This window comes from Frigoribacterium faeni, assembly GCF_007988805.1.
In the GTDB taxonomy this organism is placed as follows: Bacteria; Actinomycetota; Actinomycetes; order Actinomycetales; family Microbacteriaceae; genus Frigoribacterium; species Frigoribacterium faeni.
Genome location: NZ_BJUV01000030.1, coordinates 1 through 24,518 on the forward strand (window position 1 = coordinate 1; position 24,518 = coordinate 24,518).

At 72.1% G+C, this 24,518-nt stretch carries 24 protein-coding genes and 1 riboswitch; of the genes, 12 read left to right on the plus strand and 12 right to left on the minus strand.

Features of this window, described 5'->3' with window-relative positions; translation table 11 throughout:
- Positions 1-42 precede the first annotated feature (42 nt).
- Positions 43-840 (minus strand): alpha/beta fold hydrolase, encoded by a 798-nt coding sequence (locus tag FFA01_RS12550; RefSeq protein ID WP_146856531.1) that lies wholly within the window; start codon positions 838-840, stop codon positions 43-45.
- A 176-nt stretch (positions 841-1,016) separates the two neighbouring features.
- Here FFA01_RS12550 and FFA01_RS12555 point away from each other — a divergent pair, with 176 nt between their 5' ends.
- Both FFA01_RS12555 and FFA01_RS12560 read left to right on the plus strand, forming a co-directional pair.
- Positions 1,017-1,730 carry an NAD(P)H-hydrate epimerase gene (locus FFA01_RS12555; protein WP_146856532.1) on the plus strand — a complete coding sequence of 238 codons (714 nt, stop codon included), beginning with the start codon at positions 1,017-1,019 and terminating at the stop codon, positions 1,728-1,730.
- Between the two features lie 297 nt (positions 1,731-2,027).
- Positions 2,028-2,819, plus strand: a complete 792-nt coding sequence (locus tag FFA01_RS12560; RefSeq protein ID WP_146856533.1) for a hypothetical protein — start codon at positions 2,028-2,030, stop codon at positions 2,817-2,819.
- Positions 2,820-2,841: 22 nt separating this feature from the next.
- Here the strand turns inward: FFA01_RS12560 and FFA01_RS12565 are convergent, their stop codons facing one another.
- The gene (locus FFA01_RS12565; RefSeq protein ID WP_146856534.1) at positions 2,842-4,263 is read right to left on the minus strand and encodes an MFS transporter; all 1,422 of its coding nucleotides are present in this window, start codon (positions 4,261-4,263) and stop codon (positions 2,842-2,844) included.
- A 374-nt stretch (positions 4,264-4,637) separates the two neighbouring features.
- Between FFA01_RS12565 and FFA01_RS12570 the strand changes: the two genes are divergently transcribed.
- Positions 4,638-5,597, plus strand: a complete 960-nt coding sequence (locus FFA01_RS12570) for a trypsin-like serine peptidase (RefSeq protein ID WP_146856535.1) — start codon at positions 4,638-4,640, stop codon at positions 5,595-5,597.
- A 131-nt stretch (positions 5,598-5,728) separates the two neighbouring features.
- On the opposite strand, the gene FFA01_RS12575 is transcribed toward FFA01_RS12570, so the two are convergent.
- From FFA01_RS12575 to FFA01_RS12585, 3 genes are all read right to left on the minus strand, one after another.
- The gene (locus tag FFA01_RS12575; protein ID WP_146856536.1) at positions 5,729-7,204 is read right to left on the minus strand and encodes a DHA2 family efflux MFS transporter permease subunit; all 1,476 of its coding nucleotides are present in this window, start codon (positions 7,202-7,204) and stop codon (positions 5,729-5,731) included.
- A 129-nt stretch (positions 7,205-7,333) separates the two neighbouring features.
- Positions 7,334-8,209: an ABC transporter permease gene (locus FFA01_RS12580; RefSeq protein WP_146856537.1), complete on the minus strand. Its 876-nt coding sequence runs from the start codon at positions 8,207-8,209 to the stop codon at positions 7,334-7,336.
- On the minus strand, positions 8,206-9,156 hold the full coding sequence (locus tag FFA01_RS12585; protein WP_146856538.1) for an ABC transporter ATP-binding protein: 951 nt from the start codon (positions 9,154-9,156) through the stop codon (positions 8,206-8,208). Before FFA01_RS12585 ends, FFA01_RS12580 begins: the two co-directional genes overlap by 4 nt.
- A 207-nt stretch (positions 9,157-9,363) precedes the next feature.
- Here FFA01_RS12585 and FFA01_RS12590 point away from each other — a divergent pair, with 207 nt between their 5' ends.
- The 5 genes from FFA01_RS12590 (at position 9,364) to FFA01_RS12610 (ending at position 13,543) form a co-directional block, all read left to right on the plus strand.
- On the plus strand, positions 9,364-10,041 hold the full coding sequence (locus FFA01_RS12590; RefSeq protein ID WP_244289833.1) for a DedA family protein: 678 nt from the start codon (positions 9,364-9,366) through the stop codon (positions 10,039-10,041).
- A 30-nt stretch (positions 10,042-10,071) separates the two neighbouring features.
- Entirely contained in the window at positions 10,072-10,728 is a 657-nt protein-coding gene (locus FFA01_RS12595) for a histidine phosphatase family protein (RefSeq protein ID WP_146856539.1), read from the plus strand.
- A gap of 109 nt (positions 10,729-10,837) precedes the next feature.
- Positions 10,838-11,338 (plus strand): MarR family winged helix-turn-helix transcriptional regulator, encoded by a 501-nt coding sequence (locus FFA01_RS12600; protein ID WP_146856540.1) that lies wholly within the window; start codon positions 10,838-10,840, stop codon positions 11,336-11,338.
- Positions 11,339-11,607: 269 nt separating this feature from the next.
- Positions 11,608-12,960 (plus strand): M23 family metallopeptidase, encoded by a 1,353-nt coding sequence (locus FFA01_RS16425; protein ID WP_146856541.1) that lies wholly within the window; start codon positions 11,608-11,610, stop codon positions 12,958-12,960.
- 64 nt (positions 12,961-13,024) lie between these two features.
- Entirely contained in the window at positions 13,025-13,543 is a 519-nt protein-coding gene (locus FFA01_RS12610) for a GNAT family N-acetyltransferase (RefSeq protein ID WP_146856542.1), read from the plus strand.
- Positions 13,544-13,546: 3 nt separating this feature from the next.
- Here FFA01_RS12610 and thiD read toward each other — a convergent pair whose 3' ends face one another.
- From thiD to thiM, 3 genes are all read right to left on the minus strand, one after another.
- On the minus strand, positions 13,547-15,070 hold the full coding sequence (thiD, locus tag FFA01_RS12615; protein ID WP_146856543.1) for a bifunctional hydroxymethylpyrimidine kinase/phosphomethylpyrimidine kinase: 1,524 nt from the start codon (positions 15,068-15,070) through the stop codon (positions 13,547-13,549).
- Entirely contained in the window at positions 15,067-15,762 is a 696-nt protein-coding gene (gene thiE / locus FFA01_RS16305) for a thiamine phosphate synthase (RefSeq protein WP_146856544.1), read from the minus strand. The genes thiD and thiE overlap by 4 nt, the downstream gene beginning before the upstream one ends.
- Complete coding sequence (thiM, locus tag FFA01_RS12625; RefSeq protein ID WP_182501086.1) at positions 15,759-16,589, minus strand: hydroxyethylthiazole kinase; 831 nt, start codon at positions 16,587-16,589, stop codon at positions 15,759-15,761. The genes thiE and thiM overlap by 4 nt, the downstream gene beginning before the upstream one ends.
- Positions 16,580-16,677, minus strand: a riboswitch (TPP riboswitch). Its footprint overlaps the gene before it by 10 nt.
- Before the next feature lie 45 nt (positions 16,678-16,722).
- On the opposite strand from thiM, the gene FFA01_RS12630 reads away from it, so the two are divergent.
- Positions 16,723-17,082, plus strand: a complete 360-nt coding sequence (locus tag FFA01_RS12630; RefSeq protein ID WP_146856545.1) for a hypothetical protein — start codon at positions 16,723-16,725, stop codon at positions 17,080-17,082.
- Positions 17,083-17,152: 70 nt separating this feature from the next.
- On the opposite strand, the gene FFA01_RS12635 is transcribed toward FFA01_RS12630, so the two are convergent.
- From FFA01_RS12635 to FFA01_RS12650, 4 genes are all read right to left on the minus strand, one after another.
- Positions 17,153-17,986 carry a hypothetical protein gene (locus tag FFA01_RS12635; RefSeq protein ID WP_146856546.1) on the minus strand — a complete coding sequence of 278 codons (834 nt, stop codon included), beginning with the start codon at positions 17,984-17,986 and terminating at the stop codon, positions 17,153-17,155.
- 65 nt (positions 17,987-18,051) lie between these two features.
- Entirely contained in the window at positions 18,052-18,921 is an 870-nt protein-coding gene (locus FFA01_RS12640; protein ID WP_146856547.1) for a DNA/RNA non-specific endonuclease, read from the minus strand.
- A gap of 85 nt (positions 18,922-19,006) precedes the next feature.
- Entirely contained in the window at positions 19,007-19,609 is a 603-nt protein-coding gene (locus FFA01_RS12645; RefSeq protein WP_146856565.1) for a PadR family transcriptional regulator, read from the minus strand.
- A gap of 230 nt (positions 19,610-19,839) precedes the next feature.
- The gene (locus tag FFA01_RS12650) at positions 19,840-20,742 is read right to left on the minus strand and encodes an HpcH/HpaI aldolase/citrate lyase family protein (protein WP_146856548.1); all 903 of its coding nucleotides are present in this window, start codon (positions 20,740-20,742) and stop codon (positions 19,840-19,842) included.
- A gap of 171 nt (positions 20,743-20,913) precedes the next feature.
- Between FFA01_RS12650 and FFA01_RS12655 the strand changes: the two genes are divergently transcribed.
- The 3 genes from FFA01_RS12655 to FFA01_RS12665 all read left to right on the plus strand — a co-directional run bounded on the left by FFA01_RS12655 (position 20,914) and on the right by FFA01_RS12665 (position 24,509).
- Positions 20,914-22,347: a hypothetical protein gene (locus tag FFA01_RS12655; protein ID WP_146856549.1), complete on the plus strand. Its 1,434-nt coding sequence runs from the start codon at positions 20,914-20,916 to the stop codon at positions 22,345-22,347.
- Between the two features lie 32 nt (positions 22,348-22,379).
- Positions 22,380-23,087: a hypothetical protein gene (locus tag FFA01_RS12660; protein WP_146856550.1), complete on the plus strand. Its 708-nt coding sequence runs from the start codon at positions 22,380-22,382 to the stop codon at positions 23,085-23,087.
- A gap of 144 nt (positions 23,088-23,231) precedes the next feature.
- Positions 23,232-24,509, plus strand: a complete 1,278-nt coding sequence (locus FFA01_RS12665; protein ID WP_146856551.1) for an Nramp family divalent metal transporter — start codon at positions 23,232-23,234, stop codon at positions 24,507-24,509.
- Positions 24,510-24,518 lie beyond the last annotated feature (9 nt).

The window sequence follows — 24,518 nt, forward strand, 5'->3', positions numbered from 1 at the left end:
GGTGGAGGGGGAGGGGGAGGGGGAGGCGCGGTGACCGGGCGGTCAGGCGTCGACGGTCTCGAGGAACGTCCGCAGCAGATCGGTGACCTGGTCGACGGGCAGCAGCGACGAGGCGTGGTCCTGACCGACGAGCGAGTAGAAGACGGCGGCCGGCATGCGCCGCGCGGCCTCCTGCGACTCGCGGTGCCGATCGACGTCGCGGGTGCCGGCGAGCAGCAGGGTCGGGACGTCCACCGCGTCGAGCTGCGCGACGGTCAGCCCGCCACCCGTCTCGGCGGCGGTGAAGAACGCGGCCAGCGCCTCCGGATCGTCCTGCATGAAGGCGAGGCGGGTCTCGGGGTCGATCGGCCGCCCGATCGTCTCGCCCCACCTGTCGATGAAGCGGGCCATGCCGCCGGTGGTGAGCGCCTCGTGCCAGTCGGGGGCGAACGTCGCGCCGATGTTGCCGTTCATCGGCGCCCAGCTGCCGCCGATCGTGGTGAGGGTCCGCAGACGCTCGGGGGAGTGCGCCGCGATCGAGAGCCCGATGCGCGCACCGAACGAGTAGCCGATGTAGTGGGCGGGACTGAGGCCGGTCGCGTCGAGCACCGCCTCGACGTCACCCCGGTGCAGGTCCATCGAGTACGAGGCGGCGTCGTGCGGCTTGCCGCTCTTGCCGTGGCCGCGCATGTCGAGGGCCACGACGGTGAAGTCGCGCTGCAGGTCGCGGAGGTAGCCGAGCCCGCGCCAGGTGCCGCGCGACAGCCCGGAACCGTGCACGAGCACGAGAGGAGGACCGTCACCGTCGACCTCGTACGCGATCTCGGTGCCGTCGACGGGGTTGTTCGCATGCGCACGCATGGGATCAGTCTGGCAGCAGCCTGGGTGACGGGTGAGTTGTGGTCGTACTGCTCATCGCCCGCGTTCTGCGCGTTGTGCTCGTTGCGCGCGCCGGCCGGCCGGCCCGTGGGGCGCAGCGTCCGTCGCCGGTGAGCGGCAGGGAGCCGCACGGAACAGCCCGGGGCCATGCTGGGGTGATGATCGATGCCTGGACCGCGGCCCAGATCCGCGCCGCCGAGAAGCCGCACCTGGACGCCGGCGAGCCGCTCATGCAGCGGGCCGCCGACGGGCTGGCCGAGGTCGTGCGAGACATGCTCCGCGCCTCCACGGCCTCGCGCGAAGGCCGGCCCGGGCGGGTGCTGCTGCTCGTGGGCAGCGGGAACAACGGCGGCGACGCCCTGTTCGCCGGTGCGGCGCTCGCCCACGAGATCGTCCCCGCAGGAGGCGCGGTGACGGTCGTCGCGGCCGGCTCGCATCTGCACGAGGCCGGGCTGGCCGCGGCGCTCGCCGCCGGTGCGACGCGTGACGAGCTCGCCGGCTGGTGCGACCCCGGTGCCGTGTCCGAGAGACTGCCGCGCCACCACGTCGTGCTCGACGGTCTGGTCGGCACCGGGAGCAGCGGGGCGGGGCTCCGCGGCGACGCCCGGCGGGTGGTGGAGGCGCTGCTGCCCTCGCTGGGTCGCCCGGTCGCACCCGAGGTCGTCGCCGTCGACATCCCGAGCGGCCTCGACCCCGACGACGGATCGGTGGCGGACGACGTCGTGCTGCCCGCCGACGTGACGGTCACGTTCGGCGGCTGCAAGGCCGGCCTGCTGCGCGGCCGCGGCCCGGCCCTCGCCGGGCGGATCGTGCTCATCGACATCGGGATCGGAGCCGACCTCGCCGGACTCGCGCGCGAGGAGAGTGAGTGATCACTTGACTTATTCATAACGAATGGGCAAGCTATGGAAAGTCGATGAGATGAGTTTGCATGAGACGCACCGTGTCCCTGTTCTCTTCTTATCTGCCGTCATCCTGCCGGCTTATTCGCCGTCGCGCAGTCATCTAATAAACAGAGGAACCCTCGAAGGGACTCAAATGCTCTCTCACGCTATATCTGGGACGCGTCGTGTCCTGCTTTCAACCGCCGTCCTGACAGTCATGCTCGTTGCTGGCAGCGAGGGCATAGCTGTGTCGGCGGACATGCATCCTCATTCTTCTCGCAAGGCGTGCAGCCCTTTTTATACGGCTTACGGAGTATCAAGTTCGACCAGTGCGGCGACAAGCGTGACGAGAGGGCACAACTGCGGCATGGCGATGGCTTCGCTGACTTACTCGAAGAACGGCCGGACGACGACCATGGGCTACGTCTATCACCCGCAGACCGCAAATTGCATCGTTCCGGCGGGAGGCCGTGGTACGTCCGCAAAGCATTCGGTGTCTGGCCCCATGACCGCATACCGGAAGAACTTCCCCTTCTCGTGATGAGTTCCAGGTTCGTCATCCCGACGATCGTTCTGTCCGCCGTGTCGCTGACATCGTGTGCGGCCTCGCCGATGGGCGGGCAGTCCCCCGACGAGCCGGTCGATTACGGCAGGCAGCACCGGGACATGATGCGCGAGGATCTGTCGCCGTTCTCCGACGAGCAGATCGCCGCGCTCGACGACGCCCACGTCTCGGAAGCCGAGTACACGGCCGGCTACCACCGCTGGGTATCGTGCGTCGACGAGGCCGGCTTCACCCTCGAGGAGCTCGGACGCCCATCGACCAAGTTCGACGTCGGGATACCCATCGAAGCGGTCCCCGTCAGCGACGAGTGCTACGAGCGTGAGTTCTCCTACATCGACATGACGTGGCAGGTCGAGCATCCGCCCGAGACCGAACTGGCGACCTGGCTGTCGCAGTGCCTCGAGGCCGAAGGGCTCGACGGCTCCGGAGACGAGGCGATCCTCCGCGATCGGGTCGACGCCGAGGGCCTCGACATCCTGACGTGCATCGAGACCTACGACGGCGGTGAATGAGAGCCGACCCGCGCCTCCTCGGCTACTTCTGCGTCGGGCCCGACCCGTCGCGCGCCGGCGTCACCACCGACAGTGGCGTCGTGATGGTCTCGAGCGACTTGCGGGCCGCGTCGACACCGAAGATCAGGGCGATGACACCCCCGACCAGCATCACGCCCGCACCCAGGAAGTACCCGCCGGTGAGAGGGCCGCGGTCGGTCCCGTCGCCGATCAGGGCGCCGTAGAGCGACGGCGCGACAGCACCGACGATCTGGCCGAGCGCGAAGAAGTAGCCGATCACCTGACTGCGCAGCTCGAGTGGGAAGATCTCGCTCACCGTCAGGTACGCCGAGGAGGCGCCTGCCGACGCGAAGAAGAAGGACACGCTCCAGAACGCGGTCTGCGTCGTCGCGTTCAGCACGTCGGCCTGGAACAGGATCGCCGACACCGCCAGCACCACCGCCGACACCGCGTAGGTCAGGAAGATCATCTGGCGACGGCCCCAGCTGTCGAACAGCGGGCCGAGGACGAGCGGACCGAGCAGATTGCCGACCGCGAAGATCAGGAAGAAGTACTGCGTGCTGCTCGGACTCGTCCCGTAGAAGTTCTGCAGGACGAGCGCGTAGGTGAAGAAGATCGCGTTGTAGAGGAACGACTGCGTGATCATCATCGCGGCGCCCACGAAGGTCCGCTTCGGGTAGTCCTTCACCAGCGTGCGCGCGATGGTGGTGAACGGGATGCGACCCGTGGCCGTCACCTCGATCGCCTGGTCGTCCGACACGGGCTCGAGGTGGTCGGTCCCCTTGTCGCGTTCGACGCGGGCCTCGATCTCGTCGACCGTCTGCTCCGCCTCCTTCTCGCGACCGTGCGTCATCAGCCACCGCGGGCTCTCGGGGATGTGCCGCCGCAGGTAGATGATCGCGAGTCCGAGCACCGGTCCGATGAAGAACCCGATGCGCCACCCGACGTTCTCGGCGAACAGGTCGGTGTTCAGCAGGAAGATGTTGGCCGTCGCGCCCAGCGCCGCGCCGCCCCAGTACGTGCCGTTGATCGCGATGTCGACCCGGCCGCGGTACTTCGACGGGATGAGCTCGTCGATCGCCGAGTTGATCGCCGCGTACTCGCCGCCGATGCCCGCGCCGGCGAAGAACCGGAAGACCGCGAGGAACACGAAGTTCGGTGAGAGCCCTGCGATCGCGCTCGCCACGAGGTAGATCGCCAGTGTCAGGATGAACAGCTTCCGGCGGCCGAGGCTGTCGGCCATCCGTCCGAAGATCAGCGCCCCGAAGACCTGCCCGACCAGGTAGACGGTGCCGAGCAGACCCACCTCGGCCGCCGTCAGACCCAGGTCGGCCTGGAATCCGGCCGACGCCACGATCTGGATCTCGAGTCCGTCGAGCACCCATGAGAACCCGAGCCCGACGACGATCGACCAGTGGAAGCGGGTCCACGGCAGGCGGTCCATCCGCGCCGGGACGAGACTGCGGGTGCCCCCGCGGGAAGTGGACGGACTGGACATCGACGGCCTCCGGACGGATGAGGATCCGCACACGGCGGCGGCACCGAGAAGGTGCGGAGTGTGCACGGACGAGGACCGGTCGAAGCTACTCCCGCATCGTGCAGTGTGTGCACGATGTCCCCCGCCGGGGGTCGAGCACGGGTGGGCATTCCGGCCGACAGGCCACAGATCACCCCCGAACGGGGCGCATTCTCGGACTCCTACAAGGAGGTTCTCGGAGCCCACCAAATCGAGGCGGAGACCTGGCGCCGACCGGGCGGGCTCTCCAGGATGACCTGCACGACACGCGATCCGACCGTGTCCCGTTCGCAGGAGAACTCATGAAGACGAAGAACCTGATCACCGGTCTCGGCGCCGTGGCAATGCTGCTCGCCGGAGGTCTCGCCGCCGGCGGCACCGCCTCCGCGGCGACCGCCGACGGTGTGGACGTGCATCACGTCCCGCAGCTCAGCAGCGGCCCGGTCGAATGGTCCGCCGACCGCATGCGGTCCGCGGTTCCCGCCGACGCGCTCGTCGCCGACAAGGTCGCCGCAGCCGAGGCCGAAGGAGGCGCGAGCAGCACCTCGACGGACGTCGCCACGGGCGCGCCCAGCGCCGTCGAGGGCGTCGCCGTCCCGCGAGCGGCCGCCGCCGACCCCGAGTCGCCCGTCCCGACCATCGGCAAGGTGTTCTTCACCCTCGGCGGCACCGACTACGTCTGCTCCGGCAACTCGGTCGCCTCGGGCAACGGCAGCACCGTCTCGACCGCGGGACACTGCCTGAACGAAGGCCCCGGCACCTTCGCGAGCAACTGGGTCTTCGTGCCGGCCTACGAGAACGGCTCGGCCCCCTACGGTCAGTGGGCCGCCACCGAGCTGATCGCCCCCACCCAGTGGAGCCGCTCGGGTGACATCACGTACGACACCGGCTTCGCCGTCGTGAGCGGAGGAACGGGGCAGTCGCTGTCGAGCACCGTCGGCGCCTCCGGCGTCGCGTTCAACCAGGCCCGCGGCCAGAGCTACACGGCCTACGGCTACCCGGCCGCCGCGCCGTTCACCGGTCAGACGCTGCAGTCCTGCGCGGGGACGGCCACGGCCGACCCGTTCGGCCAGTCGCAGTCGCAGGGCATCCCGTGCGACATGACCGGCGGGTCGTCGGGCGGTCCCTGGTTCACCGGCGGAGGCTCGGCGGGAGTCCAGAACTCGGTGAACAGCTTCGGTTACGACTCGGTCGCCGACACGATGTTCGGCCCGTACTGGGGCAGCGTCATCCAGAGCGCGTACACGGAGGCCGCCGGCTGACGGTCGTCGACCCCGGAGACGACGATGGACCCCGTGTGAACGGGGTCCATCGTCGTCTCCGGGGCCATCGTCGCGAGGCGCAGGCGCGCCGTCCACGTCGGCGCGCGACCAGCGCGCGACGACGGGCGTCGCTAGTGAGCGACCACGGGGGCAGCGCCCTCGACGACCGGCGGGCGCCGCACGAAGAACGACCCGACGACGGCGAACAGCGAGATGACCGCGCCGACCAGGAACGCCGCTCGGACGCCGGCGCCGGTCGAGGCCACGTCGACCGTGCCTCCGCCGGCGGCCGCGGCCGTGGCGAGCGTCATGACCGTGATGAAGACGGCCGTCCCCGCGGCTCCGGCCAGCTGCTGCACGGTGCCGACGATGGCGCTGCCGTGCGAGTACAGGTTCGAGGGCAGCGAGCCGAGGCCCGAGGTGAACAGCGGGGTGAACATGAGCGCGAGACCGATGCTCAGCGCGACGTGGGCGGCGAGGATCATCGGGATCGGCGTCGCCTCCGACACGGTCGACATGAACCAGAGCACGGCGCTCACCAGGATCGTCCCGGGCACGAGCAGCACGGTCGGCCCGTGCTTGTCGAACAGCCGACCCACGATCGGCGACAGCAGACCCTGCACGAGACCGCCCGGCAGCAGCAGCAGACCGGTCGCGAGCGGGTCCAGGCCGTGCACGTTCTGCAGGTAGATGGGAAGCACGATGAGCGTTCCGAAGAGGGCGATCATGCCGATGCCGAGCACCGTGGCCGAGATCGTGAAGGTGCGCGACGAGAAGGTGCGGAGATCGAGCAGCGCCCGGTCGTGGCGCTGGAGGGCGCGCTGACGCAGCACGAAGACGACGAGCGCGAGGACGCCTACGGCGAGCGGCACCCAGGCCGGGATCGCCGCCTCGGCCCCCTCGCCGATCGAGCTGAGTCCGAAGACGATGCCGCCGAAGGCGAAGGCCGACAGGATCACCGAGAGGACGTCGAGGGGTACCTTCTTCGGGGTCGTGACGTTCTTCACGCGGGCCGCGCCCAGAGCGAGGGCGGCGAGCGCGATCGGCAGCACGAGGATGAACATGAAGCGCCACTCGAGCACGCTCAGGATGACGCCCGAGATGGTCGGGCCGATGGCGGGGGCCACCGAGATGACGATCGAGATGTTGCCCATCGTGCGTCCGCGGGTCGCCGGCGGCACGAGGGTGAGCACCGTGGTCATCAGCAGCGGCATCATGATCGCCGTGCCGGAGGCCTGCACGATGCGGCCGAGCAGCAGGACGCCGAATCCGGGCGCGATGGCCGAGATGGCGGTGCCGAGGCTGAACAGGCTCATCGCGGTGATGAACACGGGACGCGTGTTGAAGCGCTGGAGGAGGAACCCGGTGATCGGGATGACGACGGCCATGGTGAGCATGAAGCCGGTGGTCAGCCACTGACCGGCCGTGACCGTGATGTCCAGGTCGCGCGTGAGGCTCGGCAGCGCCACGCCCATGATCGTCTCGTTCAGGATCACCACGAAGGCCGAGACGAGCAGCAGGCCGATGACGAGCTTGTTGCGTGCCGCGGTCGCGTCGTCGTCGGTGCGGTCGTCGGTGGTCGACGTCGGGGATGGGGCGGTGGTCAAAGGGGGCTCCTCGAGAGTGACGGCCGGTGTGCTTGTGCGTCCGAACGCACGAGATGGTCCGGTTCTTCCCGATCCGACGGGATCGAGGCGAACCGGACCATCACGCCGAGGAGGCGCGGTGCGGGTCGGTCAGACGTCGCGCCGCTTGACGAGGGCGAGCCCGGCCGCGAACAGCACCGCGACCCAGCCGACGAGCACGAGGAGCGCCTGCCAGGCCTCGAGGCGGAGGGCGCCGTCGACCGGCGGCGCGACGAGCACCGACGAGCCGTCGGTGGCGTACTCGTAGAGTCGCGACGCCGCGGTCGGCGGGACGAACTCGTAGAGCGAGACGATCCAGGTGCCCGAGATGAGGCTCATGGCGATCGAGAACAGGATCGGCACGACGAAGACCAGGCCGATGGCCGCCGCGATGGCACCCGTGCTGTTGCGGATGATCATGCCGAGGCCGAAGGCGATCATGGCCATGAACGCGACCGACGCGGCCGCACCCAGCATCGAGAGCCAGTACTGTCCGTCGGCGAGATCGAGGTCGATGTCGACTCCGCTCAGCAGCGGGACGGCCAGGACGGAGGTGATGGCGAGGCTCACCGCCGAGACGACGAAGGTGCCGACGGCGACGAGGATCAGCTTGGCCACCAGTGCCGGAGTCCGGCGCGGCACCGCCGCGAAGGTCGACTGGATCATGCCGGTGCCGAACTCGCCTGTGATGATGAGCGCGCCGAGCACCGCGGCGACCAGCTGCGCGAAGGCCACGCCGATCGTGGTGACCGAGGCGGCCAGCGACTGCTGCTGTTCAGGGGTGGCGTCCATCCCCTCGAAGCCCGAGGCCACGCTGCTGAACAGCGCGCCGAAGCCGATGATCAGCACCGCGATGATGGCGAAGCACCAGACGGTCGAACGCAGACTGCGCAGCTTGATCCACTCGGAGCGCAGCACCCCGCCGAAGGTGAGGCCCGAGCCCGTCGCGTGCGAACGGCCGGAGCGGGTGGGAGCGGTGGCGGTCATCGGTGGGCCCCTTCGGTGGTGACGGTCTCGGGGGTGCGGGGCGCGCCTCCTGATTGGTAGTCGACGGAGTCCTGCGTGAGGGTCATGTAGGCGTCCTCGAGCGAGCGCACCAGGGGAGTCAGCTCGTGGAGCACGATCCCGGACGAGGCGGCGAGCTCGCCGACGCGGGCGGCGGTGATGCCGCGGAGCTCGACCACGCCGGGCTCGACGGCCGTGATCGCGACCTCGCCGCCCTGCACGAGTCCGACGAGGTCCTCGGCGTGCGGGCTGCGGACGCGGACGGCGTCGCCGGACGCCTGGGCGATGACGTCGCTGACGGGCGAGTCCGCGAGGATGCGGCCCCGACCGAGCACGATGAGGTGGTCCGCGGTCTGCGCCATCTCGCTCATCAGGTGCGACGAGAGGAACACGGTGCGTCCTTCGCTCGCCAGGTGGCGTGCGAGGGTGCGGACCCAGACGACGCCCTCGGGGTCGAGGCCGTTGACCGGCTCGTCGAGGATGACCGTGGCCGGGTCGCCGAGCAGCGCTGCGGCGATGCCGAGTCGCTGACCCATGCCGAGCGAGAAGCCGCCGACGCGCTTCTTCGCGACCGACTCGAGCCCGGTGAGGGCGATCACCTCGGAGACGCGCGACTTCCCGATGCCGTGCGTCGCCGCCATGGCGAGCAGGTGGTCGGCGGCGGAGCGGCCGCGGTGCACGGCCTTCGCGTCGAGCAGCACGCCGACCTCGCGCAGCGGAGCCGCGTGCTCGGCGTAGCGCCGGCCGTTGACCGTCACGCTGCCGGCGGTGGGCCGGTCGAGACCGACGATCATGCGCATCGTCGTCGACTTCCCGGCGCCGTTCGGTCCGAGGAAGCCGGTCACGATGCCGGGGCGGACGGTGAATGACACGTCGTCGAGGGCGACCTTCGGGCCGTACCTCTTGGTCAAGCCATGGGCTTCGATCATCGGTGGGGATGCTCCTCGTGCCGTGGGGGCCGCCGACGGCGACCTCGTCCCGCCGGCCAGCCTAGGAGCGCCCTCCGTCCGGGCGGTATCCCTCGAACGTAGGAGATCGGCCGTCCTCGTCTCGCCCGCCCGGGGGAGGGCGCGCTCTCGGCTGGTCCGAGGGTGATGCAGGCCCCGCGGCGGGGTCGGGGACGCTACAGTCCTCCGGTGACCTCCGCCTCCCTCCTCGCCTCCGCCCTGCCCGCCGCGACGGGAGGGTTCCTGCTCTTCGACCCCGAGTCCCTGCTCCCCGCCCTGGGGCCGTGGGCCCTCGCCGGGATCTCGCTGATGATCTTCATCGAGTCGGGCGTGCTCTTCCCGTTCCTGCCCGGCGACTCGCTCCTGTTCACCGCGGGGCTGCTCCACGAGGCCCTCGGCCTGCAGGTGTGGGTGATCGCGCTCTGCGCCTTCGTCGCGGCGTTCCTCGGCGACCAGGTGGGCTACCTGCTCGGCAACCGGTTCGGACGGCGGTGGTTCCGGCCCGACGCGAGGATCCTCAAGACCGCGCACCTCGAGAAGGCCGAGGCCTTCTTCGCGAAGTACGGCGGGGTCTCGCTCATCCTCGGTCGCTTCGTGCCGATCGTGCGCACCTACGTCCCCCTCGCCGCCGGCACGGCCGGCTACCGGTACCGGTCGTTCCTCCTGTTCAACGTCACCGGGGCCTTCCTCTGGGCCGTCGGCATGGTCGTGCTCGGGTCGCTGCTGGGCGGCATCCCCCTCATCCGCGACCACGTCGACGTCTGGGCCATCGTGCTCGTGCTGCTCTCGGTCACGCCGGTCGCCATCGCGGGGCTGCGCGGCCTGCTGCGCACCCGTCGCGAGCGGGCGGCGACCGACCGGGCCTGAACGTCGGAGGCCGGCCCTAGGGTGGCTGACATGCGCCTCCTCCTCATCCGTCACGGTCAGACGCCCGACAACGTGGCCGGGCGACTCGGCACCGCGGCCCCCGGGCCGGGGCTCACCGCCCTCGGCCGGGAGCAGGCGGCCGTCGTGCCCGCCGCGCTGGCGGGCGAGTCGATCGGGGCCCTCTACGTCAGCACGCTGCTGCGCACGCACGAGACCGCCCAGCCGCTCGCCACGACGCTCGGGCTCGAGCCCACGGTCGTCGACGGGTTCCGCGAGGTCGTGGCCGGAGACCTCGAGGGGCGGAGCGACCACGCCTCCGTCTCCACCTACATGGGCACGGTCGTCTCCTGGGTCGAGGGCGACCTCGACCGGCGGATGCCGGGATCGGAGGACGGCCACGAGTTCTTCGACCGGTTCGACGCCGCCGTCGCCCAGGCCGTGGCCGGCGGCCATGAGACGGTCGCGGTGGTCAGCCACGGCGCGGCCATCCGCGGTTGGTGCGGCGCCCGGTGCCTCGACGGCGCGGCCGACTTCGTCTCGCGACACCCGCTCGAGAACACCGGCGTCGTCACGCTCGAGGGCGGCCCCGACGCGGGCTGGCGTCTCCTCTCGTGGCAGGGCACGCCGCTCGGCGGTCTGCGTTACGAAGACGACGCCGCCGACGATCCCACCGGCGAGGCCTCCTAGGCCGGTGGCCCCGACCCCGCACCACCGGGCCGTCCCGGCACCGGCCGGCTCCGGGCGGCTCCGACCCGACGGGCCGGGCGCGCGGGCGCGATCGGCCTAGGCTCGACCCGTGACCGACCCCGTTCCGACCGGCATCGACGACGTCTACGAGCAGCTCGAGAGGGTCTCTCGGCGCGCCGTCGCCCGTGCCCGTCGCCGCAGCGCCCCGCTGACCTTCGTCGAGCACTCGCTGCTCGACGTGATCGAGGCCGAGCCCGGTCGGCGGGCGATCGACATCGCCGCCGAGTTCTCCCTCAACCGCTCGACGGTGTCCCGACAGCTGGCCCATCTCGTCGAGCTCGGCCTGATCGTCGCGGACGGTCCGGTCGACGACGTCTCGGCCGAGGCGAGCGGTCACGACGCGCGTCGCGGCCAGCGGCTGTCGGTCACGCCCGCCGGCCGGGACCTGCTGGCGCGGTCGGTCGACGCGAACCGCGCGGCGCTCGCCGACCGGTTGCGGGGCTGGCGCGAGACCGAGGTCGACGCGCTCGCCGCGTCGCTCCGACGGCTCAACTCCGCCTACGCCGAGACGCCCGGCGACGCGTCCCGTGGCGGCGACCCGCGGGGCTGACCGGCACCGCGCCTCCTCGATCCGGGGGACAGGATCCGTGACGCGTGTGACTCGTGTGACGGGAGCGCATGGGTGGGACGCCCCTTCTGGGGACAAGATGAGGATCAGAAACCTTCAGCCCAGGGTTTACCCTTCGGGGGTCTGGCACCTAGGCTGATCGAGTTCCCCGGTCAGCGCGTGATCCGATCACGCCCGCTCCCGCCGGTGTCGACCTCGAGATTGGTTCCGCCTCCGTGACTTCGCCCGCGACCGCCCCCCGCTTCCGAAGCGTGCCCGCCGCCGTCTGCACGGTGCTGCTCGCCTTCGCGTTCGTGGTCGCCGGCACCGTGACCGGCGGCTCTCCCGCCCAGGCCGTGACGTACCCCAGCTGGGACGACGTCCGCGCCGCGGTGGCGAACGAGAACACCAAGGCCGCGCAGATCAGCGAGCTCCAGTCGCTGCTGAGCCAGCTGCAGAACGACGCCGCCAGCGCGCAGTCCGAGGCCGAGGCCAAGGGCGCCGCCTTCGAGGAGGCGCAGAGCGACGCCGACGAGGCCGCCTCGAAGCTCGCCGAGCTGGAGAAGCAGGTCGACGAGCAGAACAAGGTCGCCGACGAGAGCGAGCAGCGCGCCGGCCAGGTCTCGGCCCAGCTCGCCCGCACGGGCGGCGGCGACGTGTCGACCCAGCTGATCGGCGACTCCGCCGGCGCGGACGACCTGCTCTACCGTCTCGGCGCGATGAGCAAGATCACCGAGCAGGCGGCCGGCATCCGCGAGCAGGCCGTCGCCGACCGCAACGTGGCCACGTCGCTCAGCGACCAGGCCGCCGTCGCGAAGGAGGCGCTGGTCGGTCTGCGCGACGACGCCGAGACCTCCATGCAGGAGGCGCAGGTCGCATTCGACGCCGCGGCCGCCGCGGTCGCGGCGCAGCAGGAGAACGAGGCGACGCTGCAGGCTCAGCTCGCCGTGCTGCAGGACACCACGGCCACGACCCAGCAGGACTACGCCACCGGCGTCGAGGTCGAACGCCAGCGCCTCGCCGCCGAGAAGAAGGCCCGCGAGGAGGAGGCCGCCCGTCAGGCCGCCGAGCTCCGCCGTCAGCAGGAGCAGGCCGCCGCCGCTGCGGCAGCCCAGGCCGCCGCCGCGGCCGCCGCCCGCCCGAGCACTCCGACCCCGTCCGCGCCGACGCCCGCCACCCCGTCGACTCCGACCGCGCCCGCCACCGGTGGTGGCGGTGGATGGGTCCGCCCGAGCGGCGGCTACATGTCGAGCCCGTACGGCTACCGGGTCAACCCCGTCACCGGCATCTACCGCCTGCACGACGGCGTCGACCTGGCGCCCGGCTGCTCGACCCCGATCTACGCGGCCCACTCGGGCACCGTCAGCTACGCCGGGTACTACGGCGGCTACGGCAACTACGTGCGGATCAGCCACGGCGGCGGAGTGAGCACCGCCTACGGGCACATCGTCAACGGCGGCATCCGGGTCGCCAACGGCCAGTCGGTCGTCGCGGGCCAGCTGATCGCCCTCGTCGGCTCCACCGGCAACTCGACCGGCTGCCACCTGCACTTCGAGACCCGCATCAACGGCAACTCGACCGACCCGGTCCCGTTCATGGCCGCCCGCGGCGTCGGACTGGGCTGATCCGCCCGGGCGGGCCGATCCCGGTCCGTCACGCGCCACTCCGACGACGGGGCAGAATCATGGGGTGACGAACACGCCCCGCACCGAACTGCCCCCGCTGCACATCGAACGCGTCGAATACGACGACCCCCGCGCCCGTGAGCTCCGCGCGCGCATGGATGCCGAGATGACCGCCGTCTACTCGCTCGGTCGCGCCCCGGACGAGCCCGTCGAGAAGGCGGCCGCGCGGGACGCTGCCCTCGCGGTCCACCCCGAGAAGGTGCGGGCCACCCTGCTGGTCGTCGACCCGGACGGCACCGCCCTGGGCCACGCCGTGCTCTACGACCGCCGAGGCGAGTGGGAGGTCAAGCGGGTCATCGTCGACGGCGAGCAGCGCGGTCGAGGCATCGGGCGACTCATCATGGCCGAGATCGAGGCGATCGGCCGGGCCGCCGGCGCCCCGCGTCTCATCCTGCAGACCGGAGACCGGCAGCCCGACGCCGTCGCGCTCTATCAGAAGGTCGGCTGGACGCCCCTGGCGACCTACGAGCCCTACATCACCACGATCCCGCAGTCGATCTGCTTCGAGCTGGTGCTCGACTAGACCTCAGGCGAGGTCCACGTCGGCCGCGGCGGCCGGCGGCCGCATGTCGAAGAACGCGACCTCGTGCGCGCACGAGACCCGGAACGCCCGGGCCATGGCCGCCCGCTCGTGCTCCGGTGCCCGCTCGGCGGCACGGTCGGCGATCGCGCGTGCGCGAGCCGTCGAGTCGGCGAAGCCGGGGTCGGCGTAGGTGTCGAGCCACTCCCCGTAGGGATGCTCGGCGGTGCGGGCCGCGAGCAGCCTTTCGCCCAGGTCCCTGTAGAGCCAGAAGCAGGGCAGCACGGCGGCGACCAGCTCGCCGTAGGAGGCGCCGCCCGCGATCGCGAGGAGGTGATCGGTGTACGCCGTGGTCGCCTCGTGCACCAGCGGCATCGTGTCGAGCTCGCCGCCGAGTCGTTCGCGATGCAGCTCGCGCTCGACCCCGAGGCACGCCGCCGCGCTCGTGGCCCAGAACGCCTGCTCGTCGGGCGTCGGTGCGAGGGCGCTGGCTCGCGACAGGGCTCGGGCGTAGCGCTCGAGGTAGACGGCGTCCTGGGCGAGATAGTGCTCGAAGACGCCCCGGTCGAGACTGCCGTCGGACATCCGACGGACGAACTCGAGCTCGTCCAGCCGGAGACGCAGATCGGCGACGTCCGCCCACCACGTGGCCGTGGCGGACGAGGACGGCGCCTCACCCCGGGGACGCAGCGCGACGAGATGGTCCATCGGACCGGCGCCGCCTCCGACCTCGAGGTCGTCGGCGGCCTCCAGAGCGAGCAGCAGCCACTCCTTCGACCGGGTCAGCGCGTCCACCCAGTCGCCGGAACGGGCCGCGTGGGTCGCGAGCGCGCTCGACAGCGAGCAGCCCGTGCCGTGGGTGTTGCGCGTCTCGACCCGGCGGGCGGGCAGGTCGACGCGGGTCGCGCCTCCTCGGAGGCCGCCCGACGCGTCGACCAGGGCGTCGGGCGAGTCGGGCCCGCCGAGGTGACCGCCCTTGGCCAGCACGACGACGTCGAGCGCGGCCGAGACCCGGTGCGCCTGGGCGACGAGGGCCTCCCGGTCGCGGGCCGCGGGTTCGTCGGCGAGCACCGCGAGCTCGGGCACGTTCGGGGTCACCACGTCGGCTCGGCGCACCAGTTCGCGGAGCTCGTGCTCCGCCGCGGCGTCGAGCAGCCGGTCGCCGCTGGTGGCGACCATGACCGGGTCGAGGACGACGATCGGCGGCGCGACGCGCTCGAGCCAGGAGGCGACCTCGCGGATCGCGGCGACGCCGCCGAGCATGCCGATCTTCACGGCATCGACGACGACGTCGTCCGACACCGCGTCGAGCTGTTCGCGCAGGAACTCCGCCGGGGGCGTGTGCACCGACCGCACCCCGTGGGTGTTCTGGGCGACGAGGGCGGTGACGACGGCCATGCCGTAGCCGCCGGCCGCGCCGATGCTCTTCAGGTCGGCCTGCACGCCGGCACCGCCGGTGGGGTCGGTGCCGGCGATGCTCAGCACGCGGGGGACGGCGCGAGGGGTCACGTGCCCCAGGCCGCGGCTCACGACCGTCCTCCCGTCGACCGGGTCGCCGGGGCGCCGGATGCGTCCACGGCCGACGACCAGCGGTCGACGAGGCCGCGGGTCGCCGCACGGGGATCGCCCGCCGAGCAGACGGCCGACACGACGGCGAACCCGGCGGCGCCGGCGGCGACGAGCTCGGGCGCGTCGGCGGCCGTGATCCCGCCGATGGCGATGCAGGGCAGGGAGGCGCGGGTCGCCAGATCGGCCAGTCCCGTGAACCCGAGGGGCTCGGGATGGTCGGGCTTGGTGCTCGTCGGGCGGATGACGCCGACGCCGAGATAGTCGACGGTGCCGGCGGGCAGGGCGTCGGCGGCATGGAGATGGGCGGGCGTGTTCGCGGTCAGACCGACGATCGCCGTCGGCCCCAGCAGGGCGCGGGCCGACGCGACGGGCAGGTCGGACTGGCCGAGATGCACGCCGTCGACGGCGGCACCGGCGGCTCGTGCGGCCAGAGCGACGTCGACCCGGTCGTCGAGCAGCAGCGTGCATCGACCGGCCACGACGCCGGCCACGGCGACGAGCGTCTCGAAGAGGGAGCGGCCGTCGGCCGTCTTGTCCCGTATCTGGACGACCGATGCGCCGCCCTCGACCGCGGCGGCCACGAGGGCGAGCAACCCGCGGGCGGCCGTGAGACCGGGGTCGGTGACGACGTGCAGGCCGTCGACGCGGCTCATGCGCGCACCGACCGGGCGACGAGGTCGGCGCCGTCGACCGAGGCGAGCCGGTCGAGCAGGGCGACGGCGAACGATCCGGGCCCCCGCGCCTCCTCGGCCGCCTGCTCCGCGGCCACCGTGTAGACGGTGGTCGCCGCGACGGCGGCGGCGAGGGCGTCGGCGGTCAGCGAGGCGAAGGCCGCCATCACGGCACCCAGCGCGCAGCCGCCGCCGGTGACCCTGGTCAGCAGCGGGGTGCCCGTCGACACGCGCACGACTCGTGCGCCGTCGGTGATCAGGTCGACGGCACCCGAGACGGCGACGACCGCTCCGTGCCGCTCCGCGAGCAGCCGTGCGGAGTCGAGGGCGTCGTCGGGCGAGTCGGACGAGTCGACGCCCCGACCACCGCCGCCGAGCCCGGCGAGCGCGATGATCTCGGAGGGATTGCCCCGCACGATCGTGGGACGGGCCGCCACGAGTCGACGTGCGAGATCGGTGCGGACGGGCAGGCCGCCCACCGCGACCGGGTCGAGCACCCAGGGGGTGCCGGCGATCGCGGCGGACTCGACCGCCTCCACCGCCGCCGCGCGCTGCTCGGCGTGCGGGGTCCCGAGGTTGACGAGCAGTCCCGAGGCGACCGCGGCGAACGGCCCGGCCTCGGTCGGCAGGTCGACCATCGCCGCCGACGCCCCGAGGGCGAGCAGCACGTTCGCCGTGTAGTTCGTCACCACCGTGTTGGTGATGCACTGCACGAGCGGCGACCGCTCGCGGAGATCGACGAGCAGTTCGCTGCTCGTCCGGACGGTGCCCGGGTGGTGGGCCTGGTCTTCTGGCGCGCGCTGATTCACGGCGACATCCCTTCGCTAGTACTGGCTAGATCAGGTTCGACGGGTGTGATCTCAGCCGTCGGTCGCGACGGCACCCCGTGTCACTGCCCTCACCGTAGCGCGGACCGGGCGCGGGTCGCTTAAGGTGGGTGCCGTGATCACGCGACGAGACGCTGCCCTGCAGCTCGACATCCCGTTGGAGATGGCCAAGCGGCACGGCATCCCCGCGAAGCTGAGTCTCGACGAGCTGCTCGAGCTCGAGAAGACCCCGCCCGCCTGGCTGGTTCAGTCGCGCGCCAATCGCACCGGCAAGCCCGTCTGGGTGGATCTCGCCTGCGTGGTCTGCGGATTCCACGAGGCCGCGCGGCCCAAGAAGTGGTGGCCCGACTACACCTGGCTCAGCTGCGACGACCACGGGGTCGACGAGCTGCCCGAACCCGAGCCCGGGCTCGCCCGTCGTGAGGTGTCGGGCGTCGGCAGCCGCTTCGTGGCCATCGTCGACGAGCGCCCCTAGCTCCCTCGCGCCGCGACGCCGGTCGCCGGTCGCGCCGAGGCGCTGCCGCCCACCGCGGCGAGCGCCTCGCTCAGCCCGAGTAGGTCACGGAGACGGGCGCCTCGAGACCCGCCAGCAGGTGCACGTAGGCCTGCCGGGTGTCGTCGGCGAGCAGCTGCCGGTGGATGTGCTGGTCGTGCCAGCGCCTCAGGTCGTCGGGGGAGACGTCGTCGACGTGGTCGGCGACCAGGTAGCTGAACGCGTACGGCTCGCCGTCGTCGTCGAGCGTCCGGCGGAATCCGAGACGCTCGCTCGTCGCGACGTCGACGAAGACCTCCCAGCCCGGGTCGGCGCCGTCGGGCAGCCGGACGTCGACGCGCGGGTGCGCGGCCCCGGGATCCGGGGCGGCCACCCGGGTGCCGAGGGTCGCGCGGACGACGAGCCCGTCGGGAGTCCCGGCAGGAGGCGCGCTGTCGTCGAGCCCGTCCGTCACGTCGGCGTCGACCCGGCTCACGGCCGTCGCCACGGCCCCGTCGAGCAGATGCAGCCTCGTCGCCGTGCCCCGGAGCCAGTCCTCGAGAGCGGCCTGCTCGCCCTCGGTGTACGGATCGGCGTCGAGCGAGTGCACGGCGAAGTCGGCCGCCGCGATCGACCACTCCCCGCTCAGCAGGACGCGGGTGAGCGCGGCGGGGTGCGGGAGGACCGCCAGCGTCCCCCGACGGAGCCCGGGTGCCCAGTGCAGTTCGGGCTCGGGCAGCAGGGGGCGCACGGCGTCGGCCGCCCTGGCCGACGCCGTCGGCACGACGAAGGAGACCGTGACCTCACGCCAGGGGCTGGCGAGGCTCGGAGCGAGGTCGTCGTCGCGTCGCACCGTGACGGCTCGCGACATGTCGTCGGGCAGAGGGCGTCGGGTGGAGTCGGTCACGGCCCGAGAGTGTGCCACGCCAGCTTGCGCGCCCGCCGAGAGGTCGGACGGATCGGCGTCGTCGGTCAGAAGGTCAGCTGGTCGACGTCGGTGAGGGGGACCCAGCCGTCGCGGAGGCCGTCGGGCTGTTCGACGGTCGGGACCGTCTGCAGGGAGTCGGCCTCGGCCAGCTGGGCGAGCTCGAGCCCGGTGAGCCGTGCGATGTCGCGGACGGGCACCTGGTAGGTGCGGAAGGGGCCGAGCGGCGGAGGATCGCCCGCCTCGTGCGCCCGGGCGAAGGCCGCCTCGAGCTCGACGCCGTCGAGCTCGGACGACTGGTCGAGCACGAAACCGGCTGTCCGCAGGGCGCCCCCCGGTGTCGCCCAGGCGGCGATCTTGACGAAGCTGCGAGGGATGCGGATGCCCCGGTACGGAGCGTCGTCCGGCGACAGCACCGGTGCCGTGAGCACCGAGATCCGCTGCCGCCATGCCTCGGCGTACGCCAGGACGTGGTCTTCGAGCCCGAGCCAGAGCTCGTCGGACTGGTTGAATCCGGCGGCCTGAGGGGCCGCGTTCGTGAACGAGAACGTGTCGAGGTTCGCTCGGGCCGCGTCGGCGTCGGGGCCCCACACCGGATCGCGGCGCCGGACGAGGTGCCCCCGGTCGAGGTCGTTGCGGGCGTAGACCTCCGGGCCGCACTGCTCGGCCTCGGGCACGCGCTCGTCGTAGTGCCAGTCGTCGCCGCGCGCGAGGTCGACGAGCGACGAGCCGTCGATGTTCACGGCCGTCAGAGCGGCCAGTCGTCGAGCGGGGTCGAGCAGCACGGTGAAGTGCTCGTAGGGCAGCTCGCGGACGCGGCGCCCGCCGGTGCCGGGGAGAGGGACCCTCGCGGCGAGGAAGTCGGGGTCGTACCCGGCGGCGGGTGCACCCGCCGGTCGGTTGTCTGCCTGGCTCATGCGCGCCTCCTGGGCTGTCGGTCCGGTCCTGTCATGCTGCACCTCGCCACCGACAGCGGGCCGTCGACCCTGCGGGGCCGGCGGATCAGTCGGCCAGGATCGCGTAGAGCGCCCGTCGCGTCTCGTCGAGCTTCGCGGTCGCCGCCGCGCGCTGGGCCTCGCTGCCGTCGTGGTGGAACTGCTTCACGACGCCCATCAGCTTCATCAGACTGGTCTGGAACTCGCGGTCGGTGTCGCTGGCGTCGTCGGCGGTCGCCGCCCAGGCCCGGTCGATCTCGTCGGCGTGCTCGCCGACGTAGGCGCGACCGGCGTCGGTCAGGCTGAAGACGCTCTTGGCCGCGGTCTCGTCGGAGGTGATGAGGTCCTCGTCGACGAGCTGCTGAAGGGTCGGGTAGACCGAGCCGGGGCTCGGCTTCCAGGCGCCCTCGGTGCGGTCGGCGATCGCCTTGATCAGGCCGTAGCCGTTCGACGGGGCGTCGGCGAGCAGCGACAGGATCGCCAGTCGGACGTCACCGCGTCGGGCCCGACCTCGGCCGCCTCGACCCGGGCCGAAGCCGGGTCCGCCGGGGCCGAAGCCGCCGGGGCCGAAGCCGCCGAAGCCCGGGCCGGGTCGGAAGCCTCGTCCGAAGGGGCGGCCGAAGCGCCCGCGCCCCTCGGAGTCGTGGCCGAAGGCGCCGCGGTCGAACATCTCGCGGCGGGCGTCGGGGGAGTCGTGGTGTCGGCGACGGGGGTCGCCGTGGTTCTCGTGGTCGGTGTCGGTACCCATGGGGTACTCCCTTCGAAGAGGTCGTCACCGCGACGTTCTGTCGCGATGCGTCAAAGATATGTCGTTGACTATCGTCTGTCAACAGTCGGGACAAATAAAAAAAGGAGGCGCACCCGGGTGGGGTGCGCCTCCTCCGTCGATGAGTGGTCGGCTCAGGTCGCAGCCTGCACGCCGAACGCCGAGGCGAGCTTCTCGATCTTCTGCGCCCGGCCGAGACGCGGCAGGTCGCTGCCGTCGCGGATGACGCGGCCGCGGCTCTCGAAGTCGGCGAGGAAGTCCTGGGCCCAGGCGACGTCGGAGGGCGTCGGGCTGATGACCTCGTTGATCACGGGCAGCTGCTCGACGTCGAGGCAGAGCTTGCCGGTCAGGCCGAGGGCGACGGCCACGCCGGCCTGCTCGCGCAGCACGGGGTGGCTGCTGCCGACCGTGGGGCCGTCGATCGGGCCGGGCAGGCCGCCGATGCGGCTGGCCACGACGAGGCGCGACCGCGGGTAGGCCATCGCCAGATCATCTGCGCTGGTGCCGGTGTCGCGACGGTAGTCGCCGCTGCCGAAGGCCAGGCGGTAGGCCCCGCGGGCCTTGGCGATCGCCGGGCTCTCCTCGATGCCGAGCGCGGACTCGACCAGCGCGAGCACGGGCAGCGAACCGCCCAGGCGGTCGAAGGTCTCGGTCACGTGCTCGGGCGCCTCGGTCTTGGCGAGCATGACGCCCTGCAGGCCGGGGAGGCCGAGCAGCGCGTCGACGTCACCCGACCAGAAGTCGGTCGAGCGGTCGTTGATGCGGACCCAGGCCCTGCCGCCTCCGGTCAGCCACGAGACGACGTCGCCGCGGGCGGCGGGCTTGCGGGCCGGGTCGACGGCGTCCTCGATGTCGAGCACGATCTGGTCGGCCCGCGACGAGGCGGCCGAGTCGAAGCGCTCGGGCGCGGTGCCCGGCACGAGGAGCCAGGAGCGGGCGATGTCGGGGTTCGGGCGGCGACGCTCGGTTCGCCCGGTGGACCCTGTGGTCTGCGTGGGGATCGTCCCCGTCGGAGTGCTGTCGGCGGTGTCGGTCATGACGTCCTCGTCCTCGTTTTCGCTCGTCGGTGAGCTCCACGCTACCGGTCGGCCGTCGTCCGGGTCGCCGCCCGGCGGGCGGGCCTCCCGGCCTCGGGGGCCGCCGGGGCGTACCGTTCAGGAGGATCACAGGGCCACGACCACGGGGCCCCGACGTACGAGGAGCCTGACATGACGGACGCACGCATTCCCGGGAGCGACCGCCCCGACCACGACCGAGAGCCCGACGAGACGACCCCGCGCGAGCCCGCGGTCGCACCGGAGGACCGCGACGAGCGCGGCGAGGGCCTCGACACGACGGGGTCCGAGGCTCCGGCGGTCGACTTCGGCTCGCCCCGCGAACCCGCCGTCGACTTCGGCGCGCCGAGCGAGCCCGCCGGCGACGTCGGCTCGCCCCGTGAGCCGGCTGTCGACTTCGGGGCGCCCGCGGCCGTCCCCGCGCGCGAGTCCACGGACGGCGAGACCGAGGTCATCGAGCCGCAGACGTCCCACGAGGCGCCCGTCTCGGCCGACGACCGCGCAGCCGACGACCGCGCAGCCGACGACCGCGCCGCCGGCGGCGCGACCTCCGACGAGCCGGTGGCGGCGACGAGCGCCGACGAGCGCGACGACGTCCCGACCTCAGCCGGGAGCGAGCGGGTCGAGGGCGCCTCGGACCGCGATCAGCCCACCGCCGTCGTCCCGCCCGTCGTGGCGCCGACGCCTCCGCCGGCCCGGGCCTGGTCGGCCACGAGCGGCGACGACTCCGCCCGCCGCACCCTGCATGACGACGATGCCCTCCGCGCCGCCGAGGCCTCGCGGTCCGAACCGCGCGACGGCGAGAGCCGCGGGGGGCAGGTCGCCCCGACGGTCGCCGCGCCGGTCGCGTCCGACTCGACCCGCGCCTCCTCGATCGACGACTCGACCGACCGGCCCCGAGACGACGCGCCCACCGTCGCGGCCCCGTCCGCGGCGGCGACCACCGCGTACCCGACGCAGCCCGGGACGGGCGCGTACCCGCTCGTGGCCGACGGCGGGGTCAACCACGTCGCCCTGCGTCGCGACCTGCTGACCCAGCAGAAGGACGAGTTCGGCGGGATCCGCTTCGGCGCCGGCCTGCTCGGCTGGTTCGCCGCGACCGGCTTCGGCGTGGTCATCATGTCGATCTACGGCGGCGTGGTCGCGGCCTGGGTGGCCGCATCCGGCACGTCCACGTCGAACATGCTCGGGTTCCAGCAGTTCGTGTCCGACAACGGGCGGCTGCTGTCGGCCGTCACCGCCATCGTGGTGCTCGTGGTGATCTTCGCGGGCTACCTGATTGGCGGCTTCACCGCGTCGCGGGTCGCCCGGTTCTCCGGCTTCAAGCAGGGCGTCGCGACGTGGCTCTGGGGCCTGGTCGTCAGCGTGATCCTCGCGGTCGTCGGATTCGTGGCCCTCGGCGTCTCGCCGTTCTCGGGTTCCTCCGACGCCACCTCGACGCCGATGGAGTCGCCGACGTCGATCGAGTCGATCGTGTTCGTCGGTCTGGTGGTCGTGCTGAGCTTCGTCGGCGCCGTGCTCGGCGGCCTGCTCGGGCAGCGCTGGCACCGCAAGGTCGACCGCTTCATCCCGTCCGACCAGGTGTGACAAGCTCGTCCCGACAGAACGAAGGAACAACCATGCGCCACTCCACCCGTCCCTCCCTCGCCCGCACCGTGGCCGGTGTCGTCGCCGCGGGCGCCCTCGCTTTCAGCCTGACGGCTTGCTACTCGACGTCGGACTCCGAGAGCAACAACACCGCGCCGATCCACCGGACGAACCCGACGCTGCCCGCCTCCGAGGCGACCCCGGTCGCGACGGTGCCCGACCTGAGCGGCGGCGTCGACACCCAGGTGGCGGTCGATGAGGGATTCGTCAGCGCGCTGACCCTGCTCGGTCTGACCCCGGCGCCCGTCGGTGACGCGACCTTCGCCGACGGCACGTTCTCGTTCCCGATCACCGGCGGCAACGTGACGTACTTCGACCCCGAGGGCGAGGTGCGACCCTACGTGCAGGGCGACATCCAGCACGACGGTTCCGGCCTCAGCCTGACGGCGGGCGACACCGTGGTCGAGCTGACGAACTTCGACATCGACCCCGGCGCATCCAAGCTCTACGGCGACGTCTCGGTGAACGGCGAGCCCGTGGCCGGCCACGCGTACCTGTTCAATCTCTGGGGCGGCACGCTCGAGCCGCTGCGCACCGAGGGGACGAACGCGGTCCTCGAGGGTACGACGGTGCACGTCAGCCCCGATGCGGCGGCGCTGCTGAACGCCACCTTCGACACCGATCTCGTCCCCGACGAGCTCCTGGTGGGCGTCGCCACGATCACGGTCGCGACGCAGTAGCGCGCAGGACATCGTCCCACCGCACCACCCGGAACCACCGGCCCATGCTCCACGGTTCGGTGGTTCCGTGGTCTCGGTCGATGAGAGTTGATGCATGCCGAGAGTGAAAGTTCGGCGTGCCGAAATCTGTGTAGAGTCGTGGTCATGTCCCGCAGCTCCGCATCCACGACCGGCACCGAGGAGGCGCGGGGCGACGCCCGCAGGCGCCCCGCCCACCCGCGACCCCGCGGCACCCTGCTCGGCCCGGCCTTCATCGCGGCGATCGCCTACGTCGACCCGGGCAACGTCGCCGCGAACCTGACCGCCGGGGCGCAGTTCGGCTACCTGCTGCTCTGGGTGCTCGTCGCGGCGAACGCGATGGCCGTGCTCGTCCAGTACCTCTCGGCCAAGCTCGGCATCGTCACGGGACGGTCCCTGCCCGAGGTGATGGGTCGGCGTCTGCCGCGTCGCCGTCGGCTCGCCTACTGGGGGCAGGCCGAGATCGTGGCCGCGGCGACCGACGTGGCGGAGGTGATCGGCGGGGCCCTCGCTCTCCAGCTGCTGTTCGGCGTGCCGCTGGTGCTGGGCGGCCTGATCACCGGGGTCGTGTCGCTCGGCATCCTCATGCTCACGCGCTATCGGGGCGGGCACGTCTTCCAGACGATCATCATCGGTCTGCTCGCGGTGCTGACGCTGGGCTTCTGCGCCGGGCTGCTCTTCTCCCCGCCGTCGATCGGCGGCATGCTCGGGGGCATCGTCCCGCGGTTCGAGGGCGCTCAGTCGGTGCTGCTGGCCGCGTCGATGCTCGGGGCGACGGTCATGCCCCACGCGGTGTACCTGCACTCCGCCCTGGTCCGCGACCACCACGGTCCCGTCGCCGAGGGGGCCGACCGTAGGCGCGTGCTCAGGGCGACCCGGTGGGACGTCGTCCTGGCGCTCCTGGTCGCGGGCGGGGTCAACATCTCGATGCTCGTCCTCGCGGCCTCGACGCTGCCGGGTCGGTCGGGCACCGACTCGATCCCCGGCGCGCACGCCGCCATCACGGACGCGCTCGGTCCTCTGGTGGGCGTGCTCTTCGGCGTCGGCCTGCTCGCGTCGGGGCTGGCGTCCACCTCGGTGGGCTCGATGGCGGGGGCCGAGATCATGAAGGGATTGCTCCATGTGCGGATCCCGCTGTTCGTCCGTCGTGTCGTCACCCTCGTGCCGGCGCTCGTGCTGCTGGCGACCGGGGTCAGTCCCACCTGGCTGCTGGTGCTGAGCCAGGTGGTGCTGAGCTTCGGCATCGCGTTCGCGCTCGTGCCGCTGGTACGGGCGACGAGCGACCCCGATCTGATGGGCTCCAGCCGCAACGCGCTCGGCATCCGGATCGCCGCCTGGGCCTCGGTCGCCGTCGTCGTGGCGTTGAACCTCGCCCTGATCTGGTTGATCGTCAGCGGGGCGTGACCGGGCCGG

Coding starts and splice junctions, on each gene's coding strand:
- FFA01_RS12550 (WP_146856531.1), bottom strand. CDS start 840: ATGCGTGCGCATGCGAACAACCCCGTCGACGGCACCGAGATCGCGTAC.
- FFA01_RS12555 (WP_146856532.1), top strand. CDS start 1,017: ATGATCGATGCCTGGACCGCGGCCCAGATCCGCGCCGCCGAGAAGCCG.
- FFA01_RS12565 (WP_146856534.1), bottom strand. CDS start 4,263: ATGGACCGCCTGCCGTGGACCCGCTTCCACTGGTCGATCGTCGTCGGG.
- FFA01_RS12570 (WP_146856535.1), top strand. CDS start 4,638: ATGAAGACGAAGAACCTGATCACCGGTCTCGGCGCCGTGGCAATGCTG.
- FFA01_RS12580 (WP_146856537.1), bottom strand. CDS start 8,209: ATGACCGCCACCGCTCCCACCCGCTCCGGCCGTTCGCACGCGACGGGC.
- FFA01_RS12585 (WP_146856538.1), bottom strand. CDS start 9,156: ATGATCGAAGCCCATGGCTTGACCAAGAGGTACGGCCCGAAGGTCGCC.
- FFA01_RS12595 (WP_146856539.1), top strand. CDS start 10,072: ATGCGCCTCCTCCTCATCCGTCACGGTCAGACGCCCGACAACGTGGCC.
- thiE (WP_146856544.1), bottom strand. CDS start 15,762: ATGAGCCGCGTCGACGGCCTGCACGTCGTCACCGACCCCGGTCTCACG.
- FFA01_RS12640 (WP_146856547.1), bottom strand. CDS start 18,921: ATGAGCCAGGCAGACAACCGACCGGCGGGTGCACCCGCCGCCGGGTAC.
- FFA01_RS12645 (WP_146856565.1), bottom strand. CDS start 19,609: ATGTTCGACCGCGGCGCCTTCGGCCACGACTCCGAGGGGCGCGGGCGC.
- FFA01_RS12650 (WP_146856548.1), bottom strand. CDS start 20,742: ATGACCGACACCGCCGACAGCACTCCGACGGGGACGATCCCCACGCAG.
- FFA01_RS12655 (WP_146856549.1), top strand. CDS start 20,914: ATGACGGACGCACGCATTCCCGGGAGCGACCGCCCCGACCACGACCGA.
- FFA01_RS12660 (WP_146856550.1), top strand. CDS start 22,380: ATGCGCCACTCCACCCGTCCCTCCCTCGCCCGCACCGTGGCCGGTGTC.
- FFA01_RS12665 (WP_146856551.1), top strand. CDS start 23,232: ATGTCCCGCAGCTCCGCATCCACGACCGGCACCGAGGAGGCGCGGGGC.